Origin of the sequence: Arthrobacter sp. Helios (assembly GCF_023167125.1) — a bacterium.
Taxonomy (GTDB): domain Bacteria; phylum Actinomycetota; class Actinomycetes; order Actinomycetales; family Micrococcaceae; genus Arthrobacter_B; species Arthrobacter_B luteolus.
The window spans coordinates 1,216,726-1,239,831 of record NZ_CP095402.1 but is presented as its reverse complement, the minus strand read 5'-3'; the positions used below and the strand labels follow the sequence as shown (position 1 = coordinate 1,239,831).

The 23,106-nt window shown below is 67.4% G+C and carries 22 protein-coding genes; 11 read left to right on the top strand and 11 right to left on the bottom strand.

Annotated features, from left to right (window positions below; translation table 11 throughout):
• Window positions 1-10 precede the first annotated feature (10 nt).
• The 4 genes from ArtHe_RS05505 to ArtHe_RS05490 all read right to left on the bottom strand — a co-directional run bounded on the left by ArtHe_RS05505 (window position 11) and on the right by ArtHe_RS05490 (window position 3,140).
• Complete coding sequence (locus tag ArtHe_RS05505) at window positions 11-1,078, bottom strand: ABC transporter ATP-binding protein (RefSeq protein WP_248319105.1); 1,068 nt, start codon at window positions 1,076-1,078, stop codon at window positions 11-13.
• Window positions 1,075-1,866 (bottom strand): ABC transporter permease, encoded by a 792-nt coding sequence (locus tag ArtHe_RS05500; RefSeq protein WP_248319104.1) that lies wholly within the window; start codon window positions 1,864-1,866, stop codon window positions 1,075-1,077. Before ArtHe_RS05500 ends, ArtHe_RS05505 begins: the two co-directional genes overlap by 4 nt.
• 69 nt (window positions 1,867-1,935) lie before the next feature.
• Window positions 1,936-2,730 (bottom strand): molybdate ABC transporter substrate-binding protein, encoded by a 795-nt coding sequence (modA, locus tag ArtHe_RS05495; protein WP_248319103.1) that lies wholly within the window; start codon window positions 2,728-2,730, stop codon window positions 1,936-1,938.
• The gene (locus tag ArtHe_RS05490) at window positions 2,730-3,140 is read right to left on the bottom strand and encodes a TOBE domain-containing protein (RefSeq protein WP_066298180.1); all 411 of its coding nucleotides are present in this window, start codon (window positions 3,138-3,140) and stop codon (window positions 2,730-2,732) included. Before ArtHe_RS05490 ends, modA begins: the two co-directional genes overlap by 1 nt.
• A gap of 51 nt (window positions 3,141-3,191) precedes the next feature.
• On the opposite strand from ArtHe_RS05490, the gene ArtHe_RS05485 reads away from it, so the two are divergent.
• Complete coding sequence (locus tag ArtHe_RS05485) at window positions 3,192-4,079, top strand: HemK family protein methyltransferase (protein ID WP_248319102.1); 888 nt, start codon at window positions 3,192-3,194, stop codon at window positions 4,077-4,079.
• Here the strand turns inward: ArtHe_RS05485 and ArtHe_RS05480 are convergent.
• On the bottom strand, window positions 4,076-4,468 hold the full coding sequence (locus tag ArtHe_RS05480) for a metalloregulator ArsR/SmtB family transcription factor (RefSeq protein ID WP_248319101.1): 393 nt from the start codon (window positions 4,466-4,468) through the stop codon (window positions 4,076-4,078). The genes ArtHe_RS05485 and ArtHe_RS05480 overlap by 4 nt on opposite strands.
• Window positions 4,469-4,557: 89 nt before the next feature.
• Between ArtHe_RS05480 and arsB the strand changes: the two genes are divergently transcribed.
• From arsB to ArtHe_RS05465, 3 genes are read left to right on the top strand one after another with little or no spacing between them, the layout of a single operon-like run.
• On the top strand, window positions 4,558-5,667 hold the full coding sequence (gene arsB, locus ArtHe_RS05475) for an ACR3 family arsenite efflux transporter (protein WP_248319100.1): 1,110 nt from the start codon (window positions 4,558-4,560) through the stop codon (window positions 5,665-5,667).
• Window positions 5,664-6,080, top strand: a complete 417-nt coding sequence (locus ArtHe_RS05470; protein ID WP_248319099.1) for an arsenate reductase ArsC — start codon at window positions 5,664-5,666, stop codon at window positions 6,078-6,080. Before arsB ends, ArtHe_RS05470 begins: the two co-directional genes overlap by 4 nt.
• On the top strand, window positions 6,077-7,474 hold the full coding sequence (locus ArtHe_RS05465; protein ID WP_248319098.1) for an FAD-dependent oxidoreductase: 1,398 nt from the start codon (window positions 6,077-6,079) through the stop codon (window positions 7,472-7,474). Before ArtHe_RS05470 ends, ArtHe_RS05465 begins: the two co-directional genes overlap by 4 nt.
• Before the next feature lies 1 nt (window position 7,475).
• Here the strand turns inward: ArtHe_RS05465 and ArtHe_RS05460 are convergent, their stop codons facing one another.
• Window positions 7,476-8,762, bottom strand: coding sequence for a pyridoxal phosphate-dependent aminotransferase (locus tag ArtHe_RS05460; RefSeq protein WP_248319680.1), 1,287 nt, complete (start codon window positions 8,760-8,762; stop codon window positions 7,476-7,478).
• Window positions 8,763-8,846: 84 nt separating this feature from the next.
• Window positions 8,847-10,274 carry an ABC transporter permease gene (locus ArtHe_RS05455; RefSeq protein WP_248319097.1) on the bottom strand — a complete coding sequence of 476 codons (1,428 nt, stop codon included), beginning with the start codon at window positions 10,272-10,274 and terminating at the stop codon, window positions 8,847-8,849.
• A gap of 287 nt (window positions 10,275-10,561) precedes the next feature.
• Here ArtHe_RS05455 and ArtHe_RS05450 point away from each other — a divergent pair, with 287 nt between their 5' ends.
• From ArtHe_RS05450 to ArtHe_RS05440, 3 genes are read left to right on the top strand one after another with little or no spacing between them, the layout of a single operon-like run.
• Window positions 10,562-11,197: a dimethylamine monooxygenase subunit DmmA family protein gene (locus ArtHe_RS05450; protein WP_248319096.1), complete on the top strand. Its 636-nt coding sequence runs from the start codon at window positions 10,562-10,564 to the stop codon at window positions 11,195-11,197.
• Window positions 11,194-12,180, top strand: coding sequence for a PDR/VanB family oxidoreductase (locus tag ArtHe_RS05445; RefSeq protein WP_248319095.1), 987 nt, complete (start codon window positions 11,194-11,196; stop codon window positions 12,178-12,180). Before ArtHe_RS05450 ends, ArtHe_RS05445 begins: the two co-directional genes overlap by 4 nt.
• Window positions 12,177-13,178 (top strand): DUF3445 domain-containing protein, encoded by a 1,002-nt coding sequence (locus ArtHe_RS05440; RefSeq protein WP_248319094.1) that lies wholly within the window; start codon window positions 12,177-12,179, stop codon window positions 13,176-13,178. The genes ArtHe_RS05445 and ArtHe_RS05440 overlap by 4 nt, the downstream gene beginning before the upstream one ends.
• A gap of 76 nt (window positions 13,179-13,254) precedes the next feature.
• Here the strand turns inward: ArtHe_RS05440 and ArtHe_RS05435 are convergent, their stop codons facing one another.
• On the bottom strand, window positions 13,255-13,845 hold the full coding sequence (locus tag ArtHe_RS05435) for a MarR family transcriptional regulator (RefSeq protein WP_248319093.1): 591 nt from the start codon (window positions 13,843-13,845) through the stop codon (window positions 13,255-13,257).
• Window positions 13,846-14,220: 375 nt separating this feature from the next.
• Here ArtHe_RS05435 and ArtHe_RS05430 point away from each other — a divergent pair, with 375 nt between their 5' ends.
• Both ArtHe_RS05430 and ArtHe_RS05425 read left to right on the top strand, forming a co-directional pair.
• The gene (locus ArtHe_RS05430) at window positions 14,221-16,074 is read left to right on the top strand and encodes an ABC transporter ATP-binding protein (protein WP_248319679.1); all 1,854 of its coding nucleotides are present in this window, start codon (window positions 14,221-14,223) and stop codon (window positions 16,072-16,074) included.
• Between the two features lie 61 nt (window positions 16,075-16,135).
• Window positions 16,136-16,423 (top strand): hypothetical protein, encoded by a 288-nt coding sequence (locus ArtHe_RS05425; protein ID WP_248319092.1) that lies wholly within the window; start codon window positions 16,136-16,138, stop codon window positions 16,421-16,423.
• 200 nt (window positions 16,424-16,623) lie between these two features.
• Here the strand turns inward: ArtHe_RS05425 and ArtHe_RS05420 are convergent, their stop codons facing one another.
• Both ArtHe_RS05420 and ArtHe_RS05415 read right to left on the bottom strand, forming a co-directional pair.
• The gene (locus ArtHe_RS05420) at window positions 16,624-17,109 is read right to left on the bottom strand and encodes a MarR family transcriptional regulator (protein ID WP_248319091.1); all 486 of its coding nucleotides are present in this window, start codon (window positions 17,107-17,109) and stop codon (window positions 16,624-16,626) included.
• On the bottom strand, window positions 17,106-18,761 hold the full coding sequence (locus ArtHe_RS05415; protein ID WP_248319678.1) for an MDR family MFS transporter: 1,656 nt from the start codon (window positions 18,759-18,761) through the stop codon (window positions 17,106-17,108). The genes ArtHe_RS05420 and ArtHe_RS05415 overlap by 4 nt, the downstream gene beginning before the upstream one ends.
• Before the next feature lie 220 nt (window positions 18,762-18,981).
• Here ArtHe_RS05415 and ArtHe_RS05410 point away from each other — a divergent pair, with 220 nt between their 5' ends.
• Both ArtHe_RS05410 and ArtHe_RS05405 read left to right on the top strand, forming a co-directional pair.
• Complete coding sequence (locus tag ArtHe_RS05410) at window positions 18,982-19,785, top strand: IclR family transcriptional regulator (protein WP_248319090.1); 804 nt, start codon at window positions 18,982-18,984, stop codon at window positions 19,783-19,785.
• A 118-nt stretch (window positions 19,786-19,903) separates the two neighbouring features.
• Window positions 19,904-21,823, top strand: a complete 1,920-nt coding sequence (locus ArtHe_RS05405) for an FAD-binding monooxygenase (RefSeq protein WP_248319089.1) — start codon at window positions 19,904-19,906, stop codon at window positions 21,821-21,823.
• A gap of 44 nt (window positions 21,824-21,867) precedes the next feature.
• On the opposite strand, the gene ArtHe_RS05400 is transcribed toward ArtHe_RS05405, so the two are convergent.
• On the bottom strand, window positions 21,868-22,977 hold the full coding sequence (locus ArtHe_RS05400; RefSeq protein WP_248319088.1) for a tartrate dehydrogenase: 1,110 nt from the start codon (window positions 22,975-22,977) through the stop codon (window positions 21,868-21,870).
• Window positions 22,978-23,106 lie beyond the last annotated feature (129 nt).

Genomic DNA, 23,106 nt, shown 5'->3' with positions numbered 1-23,106 from the left:
ATCGGACGGATTAGGCCGGATAGCAGGAGACGGCAGCCGACTGCAGCACCAAGCAGACCTCCTGGCCGACCATCAGGGACAGCTCCGCGGCCTGGACCGGGCTGATGTCCGCGGCCAGCCCGGCCGCGCGCACCCGGATGTGTCCTCCGTGCGGCTCCAGATCTGTCACGGTGGCCAGCAGGATGTCTGCGCCGCTCATGGTGGACGGCACCGCCCCCGCGGCGAAGACGCTCACCGCCGACGGCGGGAAAGCGGCTATCACCGAACCCCCGGGAACTGCCGCGGACTGCGGTAAGGATTCCGGATCCCGCAGGGTGAGCGCCAGTCCCTCCCGCGTCACCAGCCGGCCGCGTTCCCAGGTGCCCCTGACAGTATTCAGCCCGGCCAGGCTCGCAGTGAACCGGGTCCGGGGCTGGCTCAGCACGGACGCCGGACTCCCTGACTCCACAATCCGCCCACCCTCCATGACCAGCACCTTGTCCGCCAGGGTCAGCGCATCCAGGACGTTGTGCGTTACGATCAGCGCGCTGCGCTTCGCAAGCACCCGTTTCAACAGCCGGCGCATCAGCGGAACCGCTTCCACGTCCAGCGCTGCCATGGGCTCGTCCAGCAGCAGGAGCGACGGCTCCGCCGCCAGGGCCCGGGCCAGTGCCACCCGCTGCGCCTGTCCCCCGGACAGCTCGGCGGGTTTTCGGGAGGCAAAACCGGCCGCATCGGCCTGTTCCAGCCAGAACCGCGCCGTGCTCCTGGCCTGCCGCCGGGGAACCCCGGCGCTTCGTGGCCCGAAGGCCACGTTCTCCTCTGCCGTGAGGTGCGGGAAAAGCAGCGCCTCCTGGGCCAGCAGCGCAGTACCCCGGCGGTGGGGCGGCACCCGGACCCCCGCGCCGACGTCGAACAGCAGCTTCCCGCCGAGCTCAGCCCGGCCCGCCTCGGGCTGCAGCAATCCGGCGATCAGGGAGACCACCGTGGACTTCCCGGCGCCGTTGGGCCCGAGCAGCGCCACCGTTTCACCGGCCGCTATTTCCAGCGTCACGTCGATGCCTCGCTCGGCAACCACGGCCCGCAGGTCCAGCCTCATGGACGCACCATTGCTGTACCGGCGGACGTACTGCGGTAGGAGAGGCCAACGACAATCACGGCGACTGCCACCAAGACCAGGGAAAGGGCAACGGCGGCATCAGCGTCAGTCTCGCGCTGCAGGTAGATCTCCAGCGGCAGGGTCCGGGTGACGCCCTGGAGGCTCCCGGCGAACGCCAGCGTGGCTCCGAACTCCCCCAGGCAGCGGGCGAAGGAGAGGACTGCCCCGGAGGCCAGCCCCGGGAGAACCAGTGGAACGGTGACCCGCCGCAGGACGGTGCCGGGACCGGCGCCCAGGGTCGAGGCCACGGCCTCGTACCGGGTGCCCGCCGTCCGCAGCGCGCCTTCGACGCTGAGCACCAGGAACGGCAGTGCCACGAACGTCTGCGCCAGGACGACGGCGGCGGTGGAGAACGCGATCTGCACGCCCAGGACCTCCAGCACACCACCCAGCAGTCCCTGCCGTCCGAAGGTGTACAGCAGCGCAATGCCCCCGACCACGGGAGGCAGCACCAGCGGAAGCAGCACCAGCGCCCGCACCAGCCGTTTACCCGGAAACTGCTGCCGGGCCAGGACCAGAGCCAGCGGCACCCCAAGCAGCACGCACAGCAGGGTACTGACGGCAGCGGTCCGCAGACTGAGTGAGAGCGCAGCCAATGAGGATTCGGAAGTGACCAGCGGAATGAACTGACCCCAGTTCACCTCCGCGGTAACAGCGGCCAGCGGCAGCAGCAGGAAGACCGTTCCCAGACCCGCGGCAGCCAGAACCCAGCGCGGCAGCTGGATCACTGCGGTGCCCCTGCAGGCCGGCCGGCCGTGGTTCCCGGACTGCGTCGCCGCTGGAGAGGGGGCAGCTCGCTAGGGCGCACCGAAACCCGCTTTCCGCAGAATGTCCTGCCCGGCACTGCTGTGCACAAAGCGGATGAATTCGTTAGCCAGCTCCGGCTGGCGGGCCTGGAGAATACGGACGATCGGGTAGGTGTTCACCGCTCCGCTGGCTTCCGGAAACGCGACTTCCTCCACGCTGCCGGCAGCGGCCAGCACATCGGTCACATAAACCAGCCCGGCGTCAGCCTCCCCGGAGGCCACCTTCCCCAAGACGCCGGTGACCGAAGTCTCCTCACTCACCGGGGCGATCTTCGTCCCGGTGGCTGCTTGGATCTTCGCCGCTGCGGCACCGCACGGCACCTGCTCGGCGCACATCACCACCTGGCGGGCCGGGTCGCTCAAATCCGCGAACCCGGTGATGCCGGCGGGGTTGCCCGGCGGCACGGCAATCGTGAGGGTGTTGACGGCGAAGGGTGCCGGATCGCTGCCGGCCAGTCCGTCGCCGGTGATCTTTTCCATGTTGGCTTCGTCAGCTGAAGCAAAAACGTCTGCCGGGGCACCGGACTGGATCTGGCTTGCCAAGTCGGCTGACCCGGCAAAGTTCAGCCGCACGGTGGTCCCGGGGTGGGCAGCCTCAAACTCTGCGGCCACGTTGGAAAAAGGATCCGACAGCGACGCAGCGGCGAAAACCATCACCTCCTGCCCGGCCTCCGCATCGGAGGAGGAGGAGGACGGTGTGCTGCCGCACGCGCTCAGCGCCAGCGCCGCGGCCAGCCAGACGGCGACAGCACGGGCAGGGCGGCGAACCAGATTCCTGGAGGGCATTACTGCTGCTTCCGCGCCGGGGGCATTTCGACAATCACGTTGGTCGCCTTGACGACGGCGGTGGCCGTGGAACCCGGTTCCAGCCCAAGCTCACGGACGGCCTCGGAACTCATCAGTGATACGACCCGGAAGGGACCGCACTGCAGCTCGACCTGGGCCATCACCTTGTCCATCACGATTTCAGTCACCAGGCCCACGAAACGGTTCCGGGCAGAGCTGGCAATTTCCGTGGGGTCTTCGGGCAAATGGGCCTGCTGCCGGGCCAGGTGGGCCAGTTCCAGGCTGTCAATCACCTGCCGGCCACTGGCGTCGCGGCTGCCGGTCAGGGTACCGTGCTCTATCCAACGCCGGACGGTGTCATCGCTGACTCCCAGGAACCGGGCTGCTTCGGCGACTCTCAGGCTAGGCATAGTCCGACAATATGCCGCACATGCGTCTATTTCCAGAGGACCGTGAAATATATGCGGAAGTTTAATCGGTTGGATCACTTTGATCCAGAGGCGTCGCTGCCCCTGTCAGTGTCCCGGTTGCGCACGGCCGGCTGCGTTTTCGCCGAAGAAGAGGCACAGCTGCTGGCGGCTGCCGCAGCAACGGACAGCGAACTGGATGCCCTGCTCAGCCGGCGGGCCGCCGGAGAACCTCTCGAGTATCTCCTCGGCTGGGCACAATTCGGTGCTCTGCGGATCCGGGTGGGCCCGGGCGTCTTCATCCCGAGGCGGCGGACGGAGTTCCTGGCTGCCGCCGTCATTCAGAGCCTTCAGAGCCTCCAGAGCCTTCAGAGCCTGCAGGGCCGCCGGCCCCGGCGGAACGGCAAGCCGGAGGCAGATAGCGGGGAACCGGTGGTGCTGGAGCTGTGCTGCGGGTCCGGTGCCATCAGTGCCGCGGTTGCTGCGGCCGTTCCGTCCGCCGTGCTGCACGCGGCCGACCTTCTACCGGCTGCTGTCCGGTGTGCCCGGTCGAACCTCGGGGACCGGGCCGTTGTTTACCAGGGCGACCTGTTTGCTCCCCTGCCCCGCACACTCCGCGGCCGGATCGACGTGGTGGTGGCGAACGCCCCGTACGTGCCTACGGAGGATCTGGAATTGATGCCGCGGGATGCCCGGGAGCACGAACCTGCCGAAGCCTTCGACGGCGGTGCACAGGGCATCTCGGTTCTGGGCCGGATCGCCGTTGAGGCACCGGAATGGCTCCGGCGCGGCGGCCGGCTGTTCGTGGAATGCAGCACCAGCCAAACGCCGGCCCTGAGTGCCGTTTTTGCTGCTGCCGGCCTGCGGCCCACCGTGCTGCGGGACGAGGAAGCCGGCGCCACGGTCATGGCTGGATTGTGGTGCCGAGCAGACGGCAGTTAGCCCTGTGGGTAACCTGCGGGAACGTCCAGCTCCTGGACGGACCCTGCGAGTTTCTCCAATGCGCCCGGGACAAGTGAGTAATGTGCCCAGACTCCGCGTTTCTCGCGGTGCAGCAGCCCGGCAGCCACCATGATTTTCAGGTGGTGGGAGATGGTGGGCTGGCCCAGCTGAAGCTGCTCGGTGAGGTCGCAGACGCAGGCCTCCGCGCCCGGACTGGCCGAGATGATGGAGAGTATCCGCACCCGGTTCGGATCAGCCACCGCTTTGAACAGTTTGGCCACGGCTTCGGCGCGGGCGGGTTCCAGGCCTTTGACGGCGCCGGAAGCACAGCTTGCGGCGTCCAGGGACAGGGCCGGGGCACCGGCGGGCTCGTTGAGGGATACGCTCATGCCTCCAGTATGCCGCAGAGATTGACAATCGTCGATGCATGAGGAAATACTTCAATTGAAGTTTGTCGATATCTGAGTTGTGGAGACCCATGAACACCCTTGCCGCCACTTCGGCCGGTTTAGCCCAGCCGGCGCGGCTATCCACCCTTGACCGGTTCCTCCCGCTCTGGATTTTTGCCGCCATGGCGCTCGGCGTGGGCCTGGGCACCTGGATCCCCGGCTTCGGAGGCGCCCTCGAGGCCGTCCAGGTGGCCGGAGTGTCGCTGCCCATCGCCGTCGGCCTCCTGGTGATGATGTATCCGGTCCTGGCCAAGGTGCGGTACACGGAGACCGGCGGGGTGCTCCGGGACAAAAGACTGATGCTGACCTCCCTGGTGCTGAACTGGGTCCTCTCCCCCGCTCTGATGTTCGTGCTGGCCTGGGTGTTCCTGCCGGATTTGCCCGAGTACCGGACCGGTTTGATCATCGTGGGACTGGCCCGCTGCATTGCCATGGTCCTGATCTGGAACGACCTCGCCTGCGGGGACCGCGAAGCGGCAGCAGTGCTCGTCGCCGTCAACTCCGTGTTCCAGGTCCTGGCGTTCGGTGCCCTGGGATGGTTCTACCTGCAGATCCTGCCCGGCTGGCTGGGCCTGGAAACCACCAGTGCCGGATTCTCCTTCGGGGCAATCACGGGATCCGTGCTGGTTTTCCTCGGCCTTCCCCTCGCTGCGGGATTCCTCACCCGCGTGCTCGGCGAAAAGGCCCGCGGACGCACGTGGTACGAGGCCCGCTTCCTTCCCAGGCTCGGCCCCTGGGCGCTGTACGGACTGCTGTTCACGATCACCATCCTTTTTGCCCTGCAGGGGAAGCAGGTCACATCCAATCCCCTGGACGTTGCCAGGATTGCGCTGCCACTCCTCGTATACTTCGTGGTGGTTTTTGCGGCCGGCATGCTTCTCGGCTGGCTGCTGCGGCTGGGCTACGCCCGCACCACAACGCTCGCCTTTACCGCTGCCGGGAACAACTTCGAGCTGGCCATCGCCGTGGCCATTGGCACCTTCGGCGCCGCGTCCGGGCAGGCATTGGCCGGCGTCGTTGGCCCCCTCATTGAAGTCCCGGTCCTGGTGGCGCTGGTCTACGCCGCCCTCTGGACCCGGAAACGGTTCTTCGCCCCCGGCGCACCCACCCTCCTCCACGAAGGAACCCCCACACCATGAAACCCAGCGTCCTCTTTGTCTGTGTCCATAACGCCGGCCGCTCCCAGATGGCTGCCGCCTACCTCACCCATCTTTCGGCTGGGCAGGTCCAGGTCCGTTCGGCCGGTTCAGCACCGGCGGCGGCCCTGAATCCGGCGGTCGTGGCAGCCATGGCCGAAGCCGGCATCGACATCTCGGCCGAATGCCCCACCGCCCTGGAAACAGCTACCGTCCAGAAGTCCGACGTCGTGATCACCATGGGCTGCGGCGACACCTGCCCGGTTTTCCCGGGGAAACGCTACGAGGACTGGGAACTGGCCGACCCGGCCGGACAGGACCTTGAGGCTGTCCGGCCCATCCGCGATGCGATCCGGCAGCGGGTGGGAATCCTGCTTGAATCCCTGTTCCCCGAACTGCAGAAGGAAAATCCATGAGCAAAATCCCCAGCACGCTGCCCGTCGCCGTCATCGGCGCGGGGCCCGTTGGGCTTGCCGCAGCCGCACATCTGCTCGAACGCGGCCTGCAGCCGCTCATCCTGGAAGCCGGTCCGACGGCGGCAGCCGCCGTCCAGTCCTGGGGACAGGTGCGGCTGTTCTCGCCCTGGCAGTACAACATTGACGCCGCGGCCCGCCGGCTGCTCACCGCTGCAGGCTGGGCCGCACCTGATCAGGATGAACTGCCGACCGGACAGGAACTGGCAGACCGGTATCTACTGCCCCTCTCCCGCCTCCCCCGCCTTGCCGGGGCCCTCCGCACGTCCACCCGGGTAACGGCCGTGACCCGGCTGGGTCTGGACAAGACCAGGTCGGCAGGCCGCAGCGATGCGCCCTTCCTGGTCCGAACCGAAGGCCCGCAGGGCGGGCTGGCCGATTACACGGTGCGGGCCGTCATCGACGCATCCGGCACCTGGCAGACGCCCAATCCGCTGGGCCAGGCCGGACTTCCCGCACCGGGCGAGCAGGCGGCCAGGGACGCGGGCTTTATTACCCAGCCCCTGCCGGACGTCCTCGGGGCGGATTCCCGGCTCTTCGCCGGAAAACACGTCCTGGTGGTGGGCGCCGGGCACTCCGCAGCCAACACGGTCCTGGCACTGCACCAGCTGACGGTGGACGCCCCCGGCACCCGGATTTCCTGGGCCGTCCGCGGCGCCACTCCGGAGGCACTGTACGGCGGAGGGGACTTGGACGGGCTGCCCGCCCGCGGAGAGCTGGGCACCAGGCTGCGCGGACTGGTTGACGCCGGGGCGCTTACGCTGCATGCCGGATTCAGCATCACAGGGTTCGCTGCCGCTTCGGCGGCCGGCGGCGGAACCCTGACGGTGCAGGCGGAGACACCGGCGGGCCCGGCGGCCCTGGACGTGGACGTACTGGTTCCAGCCACCGGGTTCCGGCCGGACCTGGGGTTCCTGCGGGAACTGCGGCTGGACCTGGATGCCTCGGTCGAGGCACCCAGCGGGCTGGGGCCGCTCATCGACCCGGAATTCCACAGCTGCGGGACGGTGGAGCCGCACGGCGCAAAGCTGCTGGCCCACCCTGAGGAAGACTTCTACATCGCCGGCATGAAGTCCTACGGACGGGCACCCACGTTCCTGATGGCCACAGGCTATGAGCAGGTACGTTCAATCGCCGCAGCGCTGGCCGGGGACCGTGCCGCTGCCGACCGGGTGGAACTGGAACTGCCGGAGACCGGTGTCTGCTCGGTGACCCCCGTCGCCTCCGGCAGTGCCGAAGCACCGGAGGCTTCCTCCTGCTGCAGCGCACCGATCGAACCACAGCCGGTCACCCTTGGAATCCGCACCGGCCTGGTCCACGGACGGAGCGGCAGCTAGGTCAGACCGCGGACACCTCTGCGGCCGCAGGAGCACCGCCGGTATCCTCGGCGGTTTCCTCCACCGCACCGGGGTTGTGCCGGTGGCTGGCCAGGAAGGAGGCAATACGGTTGACGGCGTCTCGGATGTCGTCCTCTGCCGGGAGGATCACAAAGCGGAAGTGGTCCGGGTCCGGCCAGTGGAAGGCAGTTCCCTGCGAAACCAGGATCTTCTGCTCTTCGAGCAGGTCCAGGACAAACTTCTCGTCGTCGTCGAACGGATACATCTCACGGTCCAGCTTCGGGAAGAGATACATCGCGCCGGCGGCCGGTACGCAGCTGACGCCGGGGATTTCGTTAAGCAGCCGGCACGCCAGGTCCCCCTGCTCCGCCAGGCGCCCGCCGGGCTTCACCAGGTCTCCGATGCTCTGGTAACCGCCCAGGGAGGTCTGGATGGCGTGCTGCGCGGGCACGTTGGGGCAAAGCCGCAGTGAAGCCAGCAGGCCGAGTGACTCCCGGTACGCCGCGGTATCGGCCCGCTTGCCGGTCACCGCGACCCAGCCTGCACGGTAACCGGGCATCCGGTAGGCCTTGGACAGCCCGGAGAAGGTCAGCACCGGCAGGTCCCCGGCCACCGACGCAGTGTGGATATGCACTGCGTCCTTGTAGAGGATCTTTTCGTAAATCTCATCAGAGAAGAGCACCAGCTCGTGGCGGCGGGCCAGGTCAGCGAACTGTTCCAGGATGTGCCGGGGATAGACGGCGCCGGTGGGATTGTTCGGATTGATGATCACGATGGCCCGGGTACGGTCAGTGATCTTGGCTTCCAGATCGGCCATGTCCGGCCACCAGTTGCTCTGCTCGTCGCAGGCGTAATGCACGGCTTCACCACCGGAGAGCATCACGGACGCCGTCCACAGCGGGTAGTCCGGGGAGGGAATGAGGACCTGGTCGCCCGGTTCCAGGAACGCCTGCAGCGTCATGGAAATCAGCTCGCTGACACCGTTGCCGATGAAGATGTCCTCCACACCTATCTGCATCAGACCGCGGGTCTGGTAATACTGCGAGATCGCTGTCCGTGCGGAGAAGATGCCCTTGGAGTCGCTGTATCCCTGCGCGCCGCGCAGATGGTGGATCATGTCCACCACGATCGACTCCGGTGCCTCCAGCCCGAAGGGCGCAGGATCACCCAGGTTCATTTTCAGAATCCGCTGGCCGGCGGCCTCCATTTGCTTGGCCACGTGCTGCACGGGGCCCCGGAGATCGTAGCGGATGTTCTGCAAACGGCTGGAATTCTGCATGGGACGCATCATCGGATTTTCCCACCACCGGGCTCGCTTACCAAAACGGACCGTTCCATGACGGATCCACGGACTGCGGGGCCAGGGCCCGTGTCAGGTCCGGGCGGCCTTTTTCCGTTCCGGCAAAGCAGCCCGGACACCGAACAGCCTGTCGTACAGCAGGCCCGCCGCCAGGGCCAGCACCACAAAGATCAGGATGATGACGCCCATTCCGATCATTCCTGCCTGAAGTCCGGCTCCTGCTTCGGCATCAAAATAGAGGATCGCCTTGTTGGCGATGGTCATTTGATAGAGCGGCTCTGCCCTGGCGATGAAGCTGAAGAAGCCGGGAAGCATTTCCAGCGGAACCACGCCGGTGGCAGCAGGAAGCCCCATAAACACCACGTAGATCATCGAGAGGATCAGCCCGGCGCTGCCAAAGAGGCTCACCAGTCCCAGCGTGACGGCTGAAATCGTGGCGAGTGACAGCCACGTGCTGAAGAAGAACCATCCGCCGTGCGGGATCGGCATGCCCACCAGATTGGCGATCCACATCACCAGGCCCGCGGTGGGCAGGGCGATAACCAGCATCAGCCCCCACTTGAGCAGGAACGTGACCCAGCGGGCCGGCTGCAGCCGGGGGCCGAGGACAAACCTGGTGCCCAGCTCCACCGGACTGACCCCCAGCCGCGAATCGATGAGGAAGTGCAGCGTGACCGATCCGCTGATTCCCACCACCATAAGCAGCACGGAGTAGAAGAACGCGCCCATGCCAAGCGCAGCGCCTTCGGGCGGGCTTGCGAAGGGGGTCTGGGTCACCTGGATTGGATCCCGCAGGACCGCGGCTGACGTTCCATCGATCTGCGGGGCCAGGCTGCTCTCCACTGCTGCCGGCAGCGGTACCTGGGCCAGCGTCCGGTCCAGGGTCCGCTCTGCTTCGGCCTGGGCGGCCTGCGCCGAGGACTCCAGCTGACCGCCCAGGCTGCTGCTGGCCTCGCGCAGGGCCGGTTCAACGGCTTCCGCCGCCAGCTGGCTTCCCAGCGGACTGGCGAGCGGATTGGTGTAGAGCGTGACCTCCGGCCGGCTGGCCTCCGTTGCCGTGAGGCTGGAGGACACCAGGCCGGTGGCGTCGGCGGAGAAGTCCTCGGAAAACACCACCGCGGCATAGACCTGCCCGGAGCCCAGCTGCTGCTGGGCAGTGTCCCAGTCCAGCTGCCGGAGGTCGATCTCATCGGTCTTGCCGAAGTTCTCCGTCAGGGTGTCGGTGATGCTCTGCCCGAAGTTCTGGTCGGTGCCGCCGGCATTGCTGCCCTGGTCACGGTTGACGACGGCGATTGGCACGTGCTTCAGGTGATCGGCCGGACTGCCCAGCCCGCCGATATACAGTGCCGAACCGGTGCCTCCGAGCAGCAGGAGCACAAACAGGGGCAGCAGCCAGGTACGCACGGACAGGTACGCGCCCGCGTTGGATTCGCCGCGGTGGCGTCTGGGACGGGCAGCCGGACGGGGAGCATCAGTGGAACGGGATTCATGTGCTGGCATGGGAACAACCTCCCGGATCGCCGGGCGCGCTCCGGGTGGTTCTGCCGGAGCGGTGTCCTGGTCGAAGCAGTGTCCTAGTCGACGCTACGCGCGGGCTTGCTGCCGCGAACAGCCCGCGGGAACGCACGGCACGAAATCGGTGCAACTTCGCTTACCGCAGTGCTGCCGGCCTGATCCGCTTCGCTGAATCCTCCTCGTCCTGGCTGACACAGCCCGGGACCTGCGTTTACCCTGAACTGCAGAACTACCCAATGGTGGCCTGCGTGCCGCCCGGCCAGGGAGGATATGTGGATCCAGTTCCGCTGGAGGCGGCCGTGCGGGCAGACCCGGCTGGGAACAGCGTCGGTGCGGTGCCGGATAGGTTCGTCCGATACCGGATAGCCCTGGCCTTTACAGATGCGGACCGGGAACGCCTGCTGGAGTTTCTGGGTGCCGGCCGGGTGGCCACCATTACGGCAGACTTTCACCCGGCGCCGGTCAGCGGGCAGCAGCCCGCCGGCTCCGATCCGGATCCCGGCACCGATCCCGGCGCCGGTTTAGGGACTGGCTTTCCTGTCCCGCCGCTCTACGGGGCGGCCGAGGCTCAGTGGCTCCGCGCTCAGGTGCGGGCCGCCGTCGTCGGAACCCAGCTGATCCTGGCCGGTCCGGAAACCGACGTCCTCGCGGCGCGGACCGATGCCCTGGCTTGCGGAATGGTCGCTGCCGAAATCCTGCTGCTGCCCCGGCCGGACCCCGTCCGACGCGTTTACTGCCCGCACTGCCGGACCATCACCCGCACTGCACTGGAGCCCGGATCCCGCGCCGACTGCTGCGGCTGCGGGCGCGGACTGCAGATCGTCGGCCATTTCTCCCGTAGCCTGGCCGCCTACCTCGGGGTCGCCGCCGGCCTTGAGCCGGCGCCTGAACGGAAGGGGCAAAGGTGAACCAGGCTGACATGTTCCGGGCTGACGGTGTCCGGCGCCCGCTCCCCCTGCGGCAGGGGTTCTCGCTGGTGGTCCAGGCCGTCCGTGACGAAGCGCCCGGAGTGCGGTCTCTGGTCCTGGTCCCGGACAGCGGGGCCAGGCTGCCGGAGTTTGTGCCGGGCAGCCATCTCCTGGTCGAATGCGGCACCAAGGTGAATGCCTACTCGCTCACCGGTTCGGGAACGGCGCCAACCGAGTACACCATCTCAGTTCTATTGCACGACGGCGGCGGCGGCTCCGGCTTTATCCACGCCCTGCGGCCCGGAGACCGGGTCCAGGTGTCCCGGCCGCGCAACGGTTTCAGCCCGCGGCCGGCTGCCACACGGCACCTTCTGATCGCCGGCGGCATCGGGGTCACTCCGGTTCTGTCCCACGTCCGGGCCGCTGAGATGTGGCGCCAGCCGTATTCGGTGCTCTACACCTACCGCCCCGGAACCGCACCGCATCTGCAGGAACTGCGGGAGCTGTGCGGCGGCAGGCTCATCGAGTGTCCGAACCGGGAGGCATTCCGCCGCCGGCTTTCCAAGGCGTTGGCATTCCAGCCCATGGGCACCCATCTCTATGTCTGCGGCGGCGCCGGCCTGGTCAAAGCTGTAATCGGCGCTGCCCGGAGTTTGGGCTGGCCGGAGGAGCGGCTCCACCGGGAGGTGTTCGATCACGCGGCGCTTGATCCGGGGCGGGCTTTCACCGCGCATCTGGAGCGCAGCGGCAGGGACGTGCCCGTGCCAGCCGGGATCTCACTGCTGGAAGCACTGGAGGACGAGGGCTTCCGGGTACCCAACCTGTGCAGGCAGGGTGTGTGCGGCGAGTGCCGGCTCCCGGTGACCTCCGGGCTTCCCCTGCACCGCGACAGCTGCCTGCCGGCGGAGGCCCGGAGCAGCAATACCGTGCTGATGCCCTGTGTTTCCCGGGCTGCCGGAGACCGGCTCGGAGTGGACCTGTGACACGCGGCGGCGGCACGCATATGGATGCTGGGCTGCCCGCGCATGTGCGCCGGTTTCCGTTCCCTTTCCCGCACGGGCAGTACATGTACAGCGTCAATGTGGAGCCGGCCGGACGGTTCACGCCCACGGCCGCGGGCGGATGGGGCGGGCGGATCGTCGACGTGGACGGCGGCTACTCCCCGGACCTCGCCGCCCGGCGCAGCATTCTGGCGGCCGATCCCAGCCGCGCAGCCGAAGACCCGCTGATGCGGCCCAGCGTGTGGGGCGCATTGAACTATGTCCTGTCCGAACTGGCAGGCTCCTATCCCGAATCGATGCGGTACCAGCGCAGCGGAAGCCGGTGCCGCTGGGTCAACGAGCTGGCCGGCAGCGACCTCTCCTTTACCTACGGAGATGAATCCACGCTCCCCGGCGGCGCGCTCCGGTTCCTGTCCAGCCAGATGCAGGAGGACTTTGCCCTTCTGGACCACCGCGGCGGAGCGCTCTGGCTGGACGCCGGAGTCGTCACCTTTGCGTCCAACTGGTCCCTGGGGTTCGACGTCGGCCTTCCATTCAGCGAGATTCACGCGCCCGTGCCCCGGCTGGCGGACATGGGCATCATCGAGCGGGCGGAAAAGTTCCTCATCGGCCTCCAGCCCGGTGAACCGTACCGGCGGACCAACTGGAGCGTTTCGGTGGACCGCCGCCTGGACATCTCCACCGAGACCTATCCCGAGTGGGGACCGGATCGAGCGGCAATTGCGGAGGATCCCGCCCTGCCGGACCGGCTGCATCTGCGGGTGGAGGTCCAGCACCTGGTCAAGGTGCCCACCACCGGCGTCCTGCTGTTCCTGATCCGCACCTACCTGCTGTCACTGCGGGACCTGGCCCTGGTCCCTCAGTGGCGCATACGGTTCGGTGAGGTTCTGCGTGGCCTGCCGGAGGATCTGGTCGAGTACAAGGGCCTTTCCCGTATCCGGGAGCCCGCCGCCGCTTGGCTTCTTGCGGAGGACATCTAGCCCCCCTGCCACGATGCGCGGGCGGCGGACGGGAATGGGGGCTGGTGGGGGATGGTCGCCGGTCGGCCGCCGAAAGCTACCTCCGGTCTCCGTGTCCTCCGCCGCTGTGTCCTACGCCGTCATGTGCTCCGCCGTCTTGTGCTCTCCTGTCTTGTGCTCTCCTGTCATACCCGCTGCCGCCGTGCCCGCTGCCGCCGTGCCGGCCGCTGCCGTGCCGGAAGTGGCCTGCCGGCGCGTCCTTCGCCAGGAGGCCCAGTATCCGGGCAAGCTCCGCCCGGTCCCCGGCAGAGAGCGCCGAGAAGTACTCATCGGCTTCCCTGGCACGGTCCCTGCGGACTCCGTCGCGCATCGCTGTGCCTTCAGCCGTCAGGGAAATGAGCGTGGCCCGGCGGTCGGATGGGTCCGGTCCGCGCACCACCAGTCCCTTGCCCTCAAGCTGGTCCACCACTTCGGTCGCCGACCGCGGAGCGATCCGCAGCTGCTCCGCCAGTTCCTTGAGCCGCATGCCGCCGTCGTCCGTGTTCCGGGCGACGGCGTTGAGCGCCCGGTACTGGTGCGGTGTCAGGTCGAACGGTGCAAGCTGCGTCAGCCAGCGGCCGCGCAGACCGCGGAAGGCGGCGTGCATCAGGTCACCAAGGGCAGCGGAATCATCGGAAGGGTGGGGCATGGGATCAGTCTAGTTCTTCGATACCCAACCACATTGTGAGGTAACCGCGATAAGGGCGGGCGTACACTCAACGCCATCACGGCGGACGGCTGACCGTGCAACGCGGCGGCTCGCGGCGAAACGCAGCGCAGAGAGTACGAAGCACACCTGCGCCGGACCGGGCAGCATCCTGGTGACGGTCCCCCTTGAGGCGGCGCCCCAAGCGGAAAGTGGAAACCGCCGTGCGGACGGTGAGACACCGAGCAGGTTCACGGCAACCACATAATGAGGTAACCTCTACATATCCGGCCGCGGGCCACAGCTGCGCAGACCGGGTTCAGCAAGGAGGAACCTTTGGCCATTCACAACACCACCCGGGAACGCCCGGGCGCCGGCATCCCCGACGGACCCGGCGCGGTCCCCGGGCCCGGCCCCGGAGGCAGCGGCGGGCGGGGTCCCGCCCGGTTGAATCCGGCGGACAAGAAACAGCTGGGCCGTCATCCGGTCAGCCTGCGCCGCATCGCCGCGTTGTTCGCACCGCACAAACGGACCATCGCCGTCGTCGTGCTGCTGATCAGTGCCGCGTCGGTGATCAACCTGGCCCAGCCTTTCCTGGTCCGCGCCGTGATCGACGACGCCCTTCCGCACGGCAACACCAGGCTGCTGCTTATCCTCACCGCCTCCATGGTCGGGGTTGCCGCCCTTACCTCGGCGATCGGCGTCGTCCAGACCTGGCTGGCCACGGCGATGGGACAGCGCGTGATGCACACCCTCCGCGTCCGGCTGTTCACGCATCTGCAGGCGCAGTCCCTCGGGTTCTTCACCCGCACCCGCGGCGGTGAGGTGCAGTCCCGCCTGACGCACGATATCTCCGGCATGCAGTCGGTAGTGACGACGACGGCGACAGGCGTGGCCTCCAACCTCACCACCACGATCGCCACTGCTGCTGCCATGGCGGCGCTCTCCCCCGGCCTGAGCCTGATTTCCCTGGTGGTGCTTCCGCCGGCGATCTGGCTGTCCCGCAAAGTCGCACGGCTCCGCCGGACCGTCACCGATGAACGGCAGCGCGAACTCGCGGCGCTGCACACCCAGGTCGAGGAAGGCCTGTCCGTCTCCGGCGTCCGCCTGGCCAAGACCCTGGGCACCATTCCGCGCGACGCCGAGCGGTTCACCGCACGGTCCGAGAACCTGGTTGGCCTGGAGCTGCGCAGCCAGCTCGCTGGCCGCTGGCGGATGGCCACCATGCAGGTGGTTTTTGCCGCCATCCCGGCAGTGATCTACCTGGCCGCCGGTTTTCCGGCGACCAGCGGCGGCATGACGATCGGCACGCTGGTCGCTTTCACCGGCCTGCAGGCCACGATTTTCCGGCCGGTGATGGGACTGCTGGACATCGGCGTCCAGTGGGTCACCGCGCTGGCATTTTTCAGCCGCATTTTCGAGTACCTGGATCTGGATCCGCAGATCAAGGCGCCAGTGAATCCCGTCCAGCTGGATGCCTCCCGCCTGCGCGGTGAAGTCCGGTTCGAGGACGTCCGTTTCTCCTACGACGGCGGCACCGACGTCCTCCACGGCGTCAGCCTGATGCTGCCCGCCGGGTCCACCACCGCCGTCGTCGGCCCCACCGGCTCGGGCAAAAGCACGCTGGCCTCGCTGGTGCCGCGGCTGAACGATGCCTCCGGCGGCCGCATCACCATTGACGGCATCAACGTTAAGGACATTGCTCCCGGGGATCTGGCACGGATCGTGGGGGTTGTGTCGCAGGAGACCTACCTCATCCACGCCTCGGTCCGCGAAAATCTGCTGCTTGCTGCCCCCGAAGCGTCCGACGACGAGCTTTGGGACGCACTGTCCGCCGCGCAGATCGCCGGTGCCATCGGCGCCCTGCCGGAGGGCCTGGATACTCTGGTAGGCGCCCGCGGCCACCGCTTCTCCGGCGGGGAACAGCAGCGCCTGGCGATCGCCCGGACCATCCTGCGGAATCCGCCGGTACTGGTGCTGGATGAAGCCACCTCCGCTCTGGACAACACGACCGAAGCGCAGGTGCAGCTGGCGCTCGAACAGCTGTCCGCGGGCCGGACAACGCTGACCATCGCGCACCGGCTCTCCACAGTGGAGAACGCTGACCAGGTGGTGGTGCTCGACGGCGGCCGTATCGTGGAGCGCGGTACGCCGGCAGAGCTTCGTAACGGCAGCGGCCCCTTCGCCCGGCTGGCAGCCCGCACCGGCACCGAAACCGGTAGCCGGCGCTGACACGCAGCGCTCATGACGCCGCCAGCCCGGGTCCCGCCGCCAATTCTGGCAGGATGGGTACATGTTGAGCTCCCGCGCCGATTCTGCCGCCGAAGAAGGCTTTTATCCCTGGCCGCGCGAAATTCCCAGCGAATGGGTCCGCCGCGCGCAGCCCGCCATCCTGATGGTCTCGGCCCTGGTGCTCTACCACCAGTTCGCTCCCCTGCCTGCCAGTCCGATGGGTTACGTCAGTGAGTTGTTCGTGCTCAGTACGGCCTTTTCGTTCCTGTCGGCCCGCGGACGCAGGAATGCTTCACAACCCGGCGGCCCAGCCAAGCCCGGCGGCCCCACTCCTCCCCACGGTTCCTGACCCCTCCTGCCCCGCACCAGCCAGCCGGATGCCGGCTACCGGCTACCGGCTACCGCGAGTCGAATCACCGGTGTTCAGCCACACGGACGTAGGTCCCCGGCAGCTCCACAGCCAGGTCTTTGACGGCAACAGGCCGGCACCCGAGGGGTGCCGGCCTGTTGCCGTTTTGCCGTGGACCATGCGCGGCCGCGGAAAGGTGCTTACCGCACCTCCGCCAGAGCGGACGGTGCCGCGGAAGCCGGTTCCCCGCTGCGGCTTAGCCGCGTCAGGTACCCGGCGAATTCGTGCAGCTCCTCGATCGTCCAGGAGCCCAGCACCAGGGGGTCCAGCATGATCCCGGTCCGTACGGCGGTGACCCGCTCCTTCGCAGCCTGCGTCAGCACCAGCAGCCGGGCGCGTCCGTCCTGGGGGTCCGGCTGGACCTCAATCAGCCCCAATTCCTCGAGCTGGCGGGACTGCCGGCTGATGACACTTTTATCCACCATCAGCATTTCGGCGGCCGCTCCCGGGTGCAGCGGACCCACGCCCTTGAGCAGCTGCAGCACCTTCAGGCCGAACAGGGACAGGGCCGGGTCAACGTCCTTTGCTGCCGCGCGCATGCGGGCACGGACCAGCTCGGTGAGCCGCCGCAGGCTGTCCTCGACCTCCTGCAGCGCCTCCTCCCGGGTCATTCCCTCCGGAGTCATTTGACCGGAATTTCCTCGTTGACTGTTCCGCCGGGCGAGGTCGGGTCGTCGATGGCAACCGCACCGCTGACCGCAGCGGGCGCTGCGGCGGCCGGCGCAGCCGGATCCGCCGGATTCGCCGGCTTCGATGCAGCGGCATTCTTCAGCTGCACGGCATTCTGCCGTCCGAGGCTGGCGTTCGGCAGGAAGATAACGCCGATCAGGGTGATGATCGCCAGCGGCACGCTGTACAGGAACACGGAGCCGACGCCCACGCCGTAGGCGCTTTCCACGAGGGCGGCGATGGCGCCGGGCAGTTCCGACACCTTGGGAATGGTCCCGCTGCCCAGGGCCGCGGCTGCCGCTGCCTGATCAGCGGGGGCCAGCGCACCGATGCCGTCCTTGATCTGGGAAGACACGATGGTGCCAAGCACCGATCCCAGGACCGAAACGCCCACCGTGCCGCCAAGGCTGCGGAAGAAGGTTACGGCACTGGTGGCAACGCCGAGGTTCTTCACCTCGATGGAGTTCTGGACCACCAGCACCAGGTTCTGCATCAGCATGCCCAGGCCGGCACCGAGGATGGCCATGTAGATACCCACGAGCACCAGGCTGGTCTGGTAGTCCAGGGTGCTCAGCAGTACGGTTCCGACCACCGCGAGAACGGCCCCGGACACCATGATGGCCTTCCACTTGCCGGTGCGGCTAATGACCGTGCCGAACAGGGTGGAGGAGATCAGGAGCCCGGCCATCATCGGAATGGTAAGCAGGCCCGACTCGGTGGGGGTGGCCCCGCGGGCCAGCTGCATGTACTGGGCCAGGAACACCGATGTGCCGAACATGGAGACACCCACGGAGATGCTGGCCACGACGGCAAGCGTGAAGGTGCGGTTCTTGAACATGGACAGCGGAATGATCGGCTCAGGCGACTTGAACTCCACCAGCACGGCGGCGATCAGCAGCACTGCGGAACCCGCGACCATCAGGAACGAGGCCAGGGAGGCCCAGCCGAACTGGTTCCCTGCCAGGGTTACCCAGATCATCAGCATGGAGACGCCGCCGGCGATCAGGACCGCACCCAGGTAGTCAATGTGGACCTTGCGCTTGGGGTGCTTGGGCAGGTGCAGGGTGAGCTGCAGCAGGATGATCGCGGCAACGGCAACCGGCAGGGCGATGAAGAAGTTCCAGCGCCATCCGAAGGCATCCGTGACGACGCCGCCAAGCAGCGGTCCGCCGACGGTTCCAACGGCCATCACAGCGCCGAACAGGCCGGCATACTTGCCGCGGTCACGCGGGCTGATGATGTCCGCCATGATGATCTGGCTCAGGGCCGCCATACCGCCGGCGCCCAGGCCCTGAAGCACGCGGAAGACAATCAGCGTTCCGGTGTCCTGGGAGAAGCCGGCCAGTGCGGACCCGAGCACGAAGACGCCCAGCGCAAGCTGGATGAGCAGCTTGCGGTTGAACAGGTCTGCGAACTTGCCCCACAGCGGAGTGGATACGGTGGTCGCGAGCAGCGTGCCGGTCACCACCCAGGTGTAGGCGGACTGGTCCCCGTCGAGGTCGGAGATGATCAGCGGCAGCGACGTGGAGACCACGGTACCGGCGAGGATGGACACGAACATGCCCAGGAGCAGCCCCGAAAGGGCTTCCAGCACCTGCCGGTGGGTCATGCTGCCGTCAGGCGAAACAGTCCGCTTGGGCGTTTTGCCGATCGAGGGCTTTTGCGGCGTTTGTGTAGAGGTACGTTCTGCGGGCGGCATCTGGCTCCTGCTTGGTAGTTGATTTACGTCAACTATATAAACTAGTTGCTTGAGACAACTAATTAAGTAACGAATCACACACGGCAGCTGATGCTGATAGGTGCAGGGCCCCGCGGGTTAGGATTCTGCTGTGCAGAACATCAGGATCGTCAAGAAGCCCGGTTATGCCGTGGACGCCGCGGACCGGGCGCTGCAGCTGATCCTCCTCCTGCAGGAAACCGAATGGCTCCGCATCGGCGAAGCAGCCAAGGCGCTCGGCGTCGCACCCTCCACGGCGCACCGGCTGATGTCCACCCTCGTCTACCGGGGATTCGCCCTGCAGGACGATCAGCACCGCTACTGCGCCGGGCCGGCCCTTCACCCGGAACCTGCTGCCAGCGCCGAACGGGCACTGATCGCCGCTGCACGGCCGCACCTGGAAGAACTGGCGGCCGCGGTGCAGGAGACAGTGAACCTGGTGGAGCGGGTCGGTGCCACGGCCCGCTACCTGGCCACCGTGGAAGGCCCGCAGCTGCTGCGGGTCGGCAACCGCGCGGGAACCATCCTGCCCGCCCATGTCTCCGCCGCCGGCAAAGCCATCCTCTCCACGCTTCCGGACCACATGGTCTCCGCAGTCTGCTCGCGCCAGGCGCCGAGCGGCGGTTCAGCACTGTCCGCGGATGCCGTAATGGACCTTCTGGCCGAGCTGGACGAGGTGCGCAGGCTCGGGTTCGCCGTCAATCTGGGCCGGACCGAGCCCGATCTGGCGGCGGTGGGTGCCCCGCTGTCGCCCGGAAACCGCCCCGCTGTCCTGGCTGTCTCCCTGAGCGCACCCTTGTCCCGGGCGGCACAGATCCAGGACCCGGCGTCGACCGCGGCACTGGTGTCCTGCTGCCGGTCGCTGCTGCTCGACCTGCAGGCGCAGGGACATCTCCCGGCAGGTAAGGGCGCCTGATTCTGCACAGCGGAATCATCTACCGAAAGTGTCGGCTGGATCACTAGGGTTGTGCCAGCGCCTGCGGCGGCGCGGTAATACTTCGGGCACATACGCCCGCCGACCAGCAGGAGCAACAGTGCAGTTCTATTCCGACGGCTACCGCCCCGGCGACCCAGACATCCGTCCCGCAGCACCCGGCCGGGAGAATGCAGCTGCTCTGCCCACCGAAGTGGACGTCCTGATTGTAGGGACCGGCCCGGCCGGGCTGGTGCTCGCCGCCCAGCTCGCCGAGTTCCCGGGCATCACCACCCGGGTGGTGGAGCGCCGGGGCGGCGTGCTGGAAAAGGGCCAGGCCGACGGCGTCGCCTGCCGAACGGTGGAAATGTTTAATGCCTTTGGACTTGCAGAGCGGCTGCTGCGCGAAGCCTACTGGGTCAACGAGACCTCCTTCTGGCGGCCCGGCGCCGCGGACCGCAGCGCCATCATCCGCAGCGGCCGGGTGCAGGACGTCGCGGACGGGCTCTCCGAATACCCGCACGTGATCGTCAACCAGGCCCGGATGCAGGACTTCCTGTTGGAACGGATGCGCAACTCCCCCAGCCGGCTGGAGCCGGATTACGGCCTGGAGGCCCTCAGCGTCGAGGTGGCAGACGGCGGCGACTACCCGGTGACGGCCACCCTGCAGCGGACCACCGAAAACGCCGGGGACGACGCCGGTTCTCCCCTCACGGTAAAGGCCAGGTATGTGGTGGGCTGCGACGGCGCCCGCAGCGCCGTCCGGAAGTCGATCGGCGTCGAGCTGGCCGGCGACGCCCGCAACCACGCCTGGGGTGTGATGGACGTCCTGGCCGTCACCGATTTCCCGGATATCCGCCTGAAGGCTGCCATCCAGTCCGCCGGCGGCAACATTCTGCTCATCCCTCGGGAGGGCGGGTATCTGACCCGCTTCTACGTGGACCTGGGCGACCTGGATCCGGCGGACCGTGAGGCCCGCAGCCGGTTCACCGTGGACCACATCATCCAGACCGCGCAGAACGTGCTGCGCCCCTACACCCTGGAGGTCAAGGACGTCGCCTGGTGGTCGGTGTATGAGGTTGGCCAGCGGGTCGCGGACCGGTTCGACGACGTTCCGCCCGCCGAGCGCGGCATGCGCACCCCTCGGGTCTTTATTGCCGGCGATGCCTGCCACACGCACAGCGCCAAGGCCGGCCAGGGCATGAACGTCTCCATGCAGGACGGATTCAACCTTGGCTGGAAACTCGCTGCCGTGCTCGAGGGCCGCAGCCCCGCCAGCCTGCTGGACACCTACACGGGTGAACGCCAGGCCATCGCCCAGGAACTCATCGACTTCGACACCCGCTGGTCCAAGACCATGGGCTCCAAACCCAAGGACCCCGACGCCGCGGGCCAGGACGGTGTGGATCCGGCCGAAGTGGAGCGGCAGTTCGTCGAAGCGGGCCGGTTCACGGCCGGTTTCGCCACCGACTACCAGGTCTCCATGATCACCGGGGCCGATACCCATGAGCACCTGGCGAAGGGCTTCCCCGTCGGTGAACGGTTCCACTCTGCACCGGTCCTCCGGCTGGCCGACGCCAAGCCGCTCGGGCTGGGGCACACAGCCGAAGCCGACGGCCGCTGGCGGTTGTACGCCTTTGCCGACGCTGCGGCCCCCACGGCGGCGGGTTCCCGCCTCGCGGCACTTTGCCGCCACCTGGAATCAGCGGACGCTCCGGTCCGCCGGTTCACACCGCAGGGCGCCGACCCGGATGCCGTGTTCGACGTCCGCGCCGTGTTCCAGCAGCACCACCGGGACCTGATGCTCAACGAGATGCCGGCGTTCCTGCTGCCCCGGAAGGGTCCGTTCGGGCTTATCGACTACGAGAAGATGTTCACTCCGGACCCGAAGTCGGAGGACATTTTCGAGGTGCGCGGCATCGACCGCTCCCAGGGTGTACTGGTCCTGGTGCGGCCGGACCAGTACGTCGCGCACGTGCTGCCGCTGGATGCGTTTGCCGAGCTGGATGAGTTCCTTTCCGGGATCTTCCTGCCCGCCTAAGGGAAGCGGCCGGACCGCCCTCATGGGCGGCGGGCAGCCGGCAGTTACCGTTCCGGCCCGTCGGCGGCATCCTGGCTCAGAAGGGCAGCGACCACAGCGTCAGTGACCTCCTGGGTGCCGGCGGTGCCGCCGACGTCGCGTGTTTTGGTTCCCGCGGCCGTGACCGTTTCAATCGCGGCTTCCAGCCGGCGTGCTTCCTCCGGAAGTCCCAGATGCTCCAGCATCAGGGCGGCGCTGGCGATCGCCCCCACGGGATTGCTGATTCCCTGGCCGGCAATGTCCGGGGCAGACCCGTGGACCGGCTCGAACATGGAAGGGAACCGCCGCTCCGGGTTCAGGTTGGCGCTGGCCGCCAGGCCCAGGCTGCCGGCCAGTGCCGAGCCGAGGTCGGAGAGGATGTCGGCGAACAGGTTCGACGCCACAACTACGGAAAGCCGGTCCGGCTGCAGGACGAACCTGGCACTCATGGCGTCCACCAGCACGCTTTCAGTCTCCACCTCCGGGTAGTCGGCCGCTACCCGGCGGAATACTTCATCCCAGAGGACCATCCCGTACTGCTGCGCGTTGGACTTAGTGACCGAGGAGACCTTGCGGACGGGACGGGAGCGTGCCAGCTCGAAGGCAAACCGGATGATCCGCTCGCACCCTGACTCCGTGAACAGCGCGGTCTGCACCGCGACCTCGCTGCCGGGTCCACGTCCGGAAAGATTACGGCCGCCGAGCCCGGCGTACTCCCCCTCACTGTTCTCCCGCACCACCACCCAGTCCAGATCGGCTGTGTCGGTGCGCCCGAGCGGTGACTGGATGCCGGGCAGGAATTTCACCGGCCGGATGTTGGCCCACTGGTCAAAGTTCTGCGTGATGTTGAGCCGCAGCCCCCAGAGACTGGTGTGGTCCGGCACGTTTTCCCAGCCCACTGCCCCGAAGAAGATGGCGTCCGTATCCTGCAGCATTTCCAGGCCTTTGGGGTCCATCATCACGCCGTGTTCGGCATAGTAGGCGCTGCCCCAGGGAAAACTGATCCACTCGATGCTGAACTTTCCGCCCGAGGCCTGCACCATGCTCTCCAGTACCTGCCGGCCTGCCGCCACCACCTCGGCACCAACGCCGTCACCGGGAATCGCCGCTATCCGGAAGACCTGACCGTGCTCCATAGCTTCTTCCTTCCTGAAATTTGCTGAGCAGTTTGCCCGGAGCCTAACCCGTTGTAACGGCACCGGGCAGCCGTTCTCACTTCAGCCCGTCGAATCCGGGCTGCATCTCTGGGCACACTGGCACGCAGC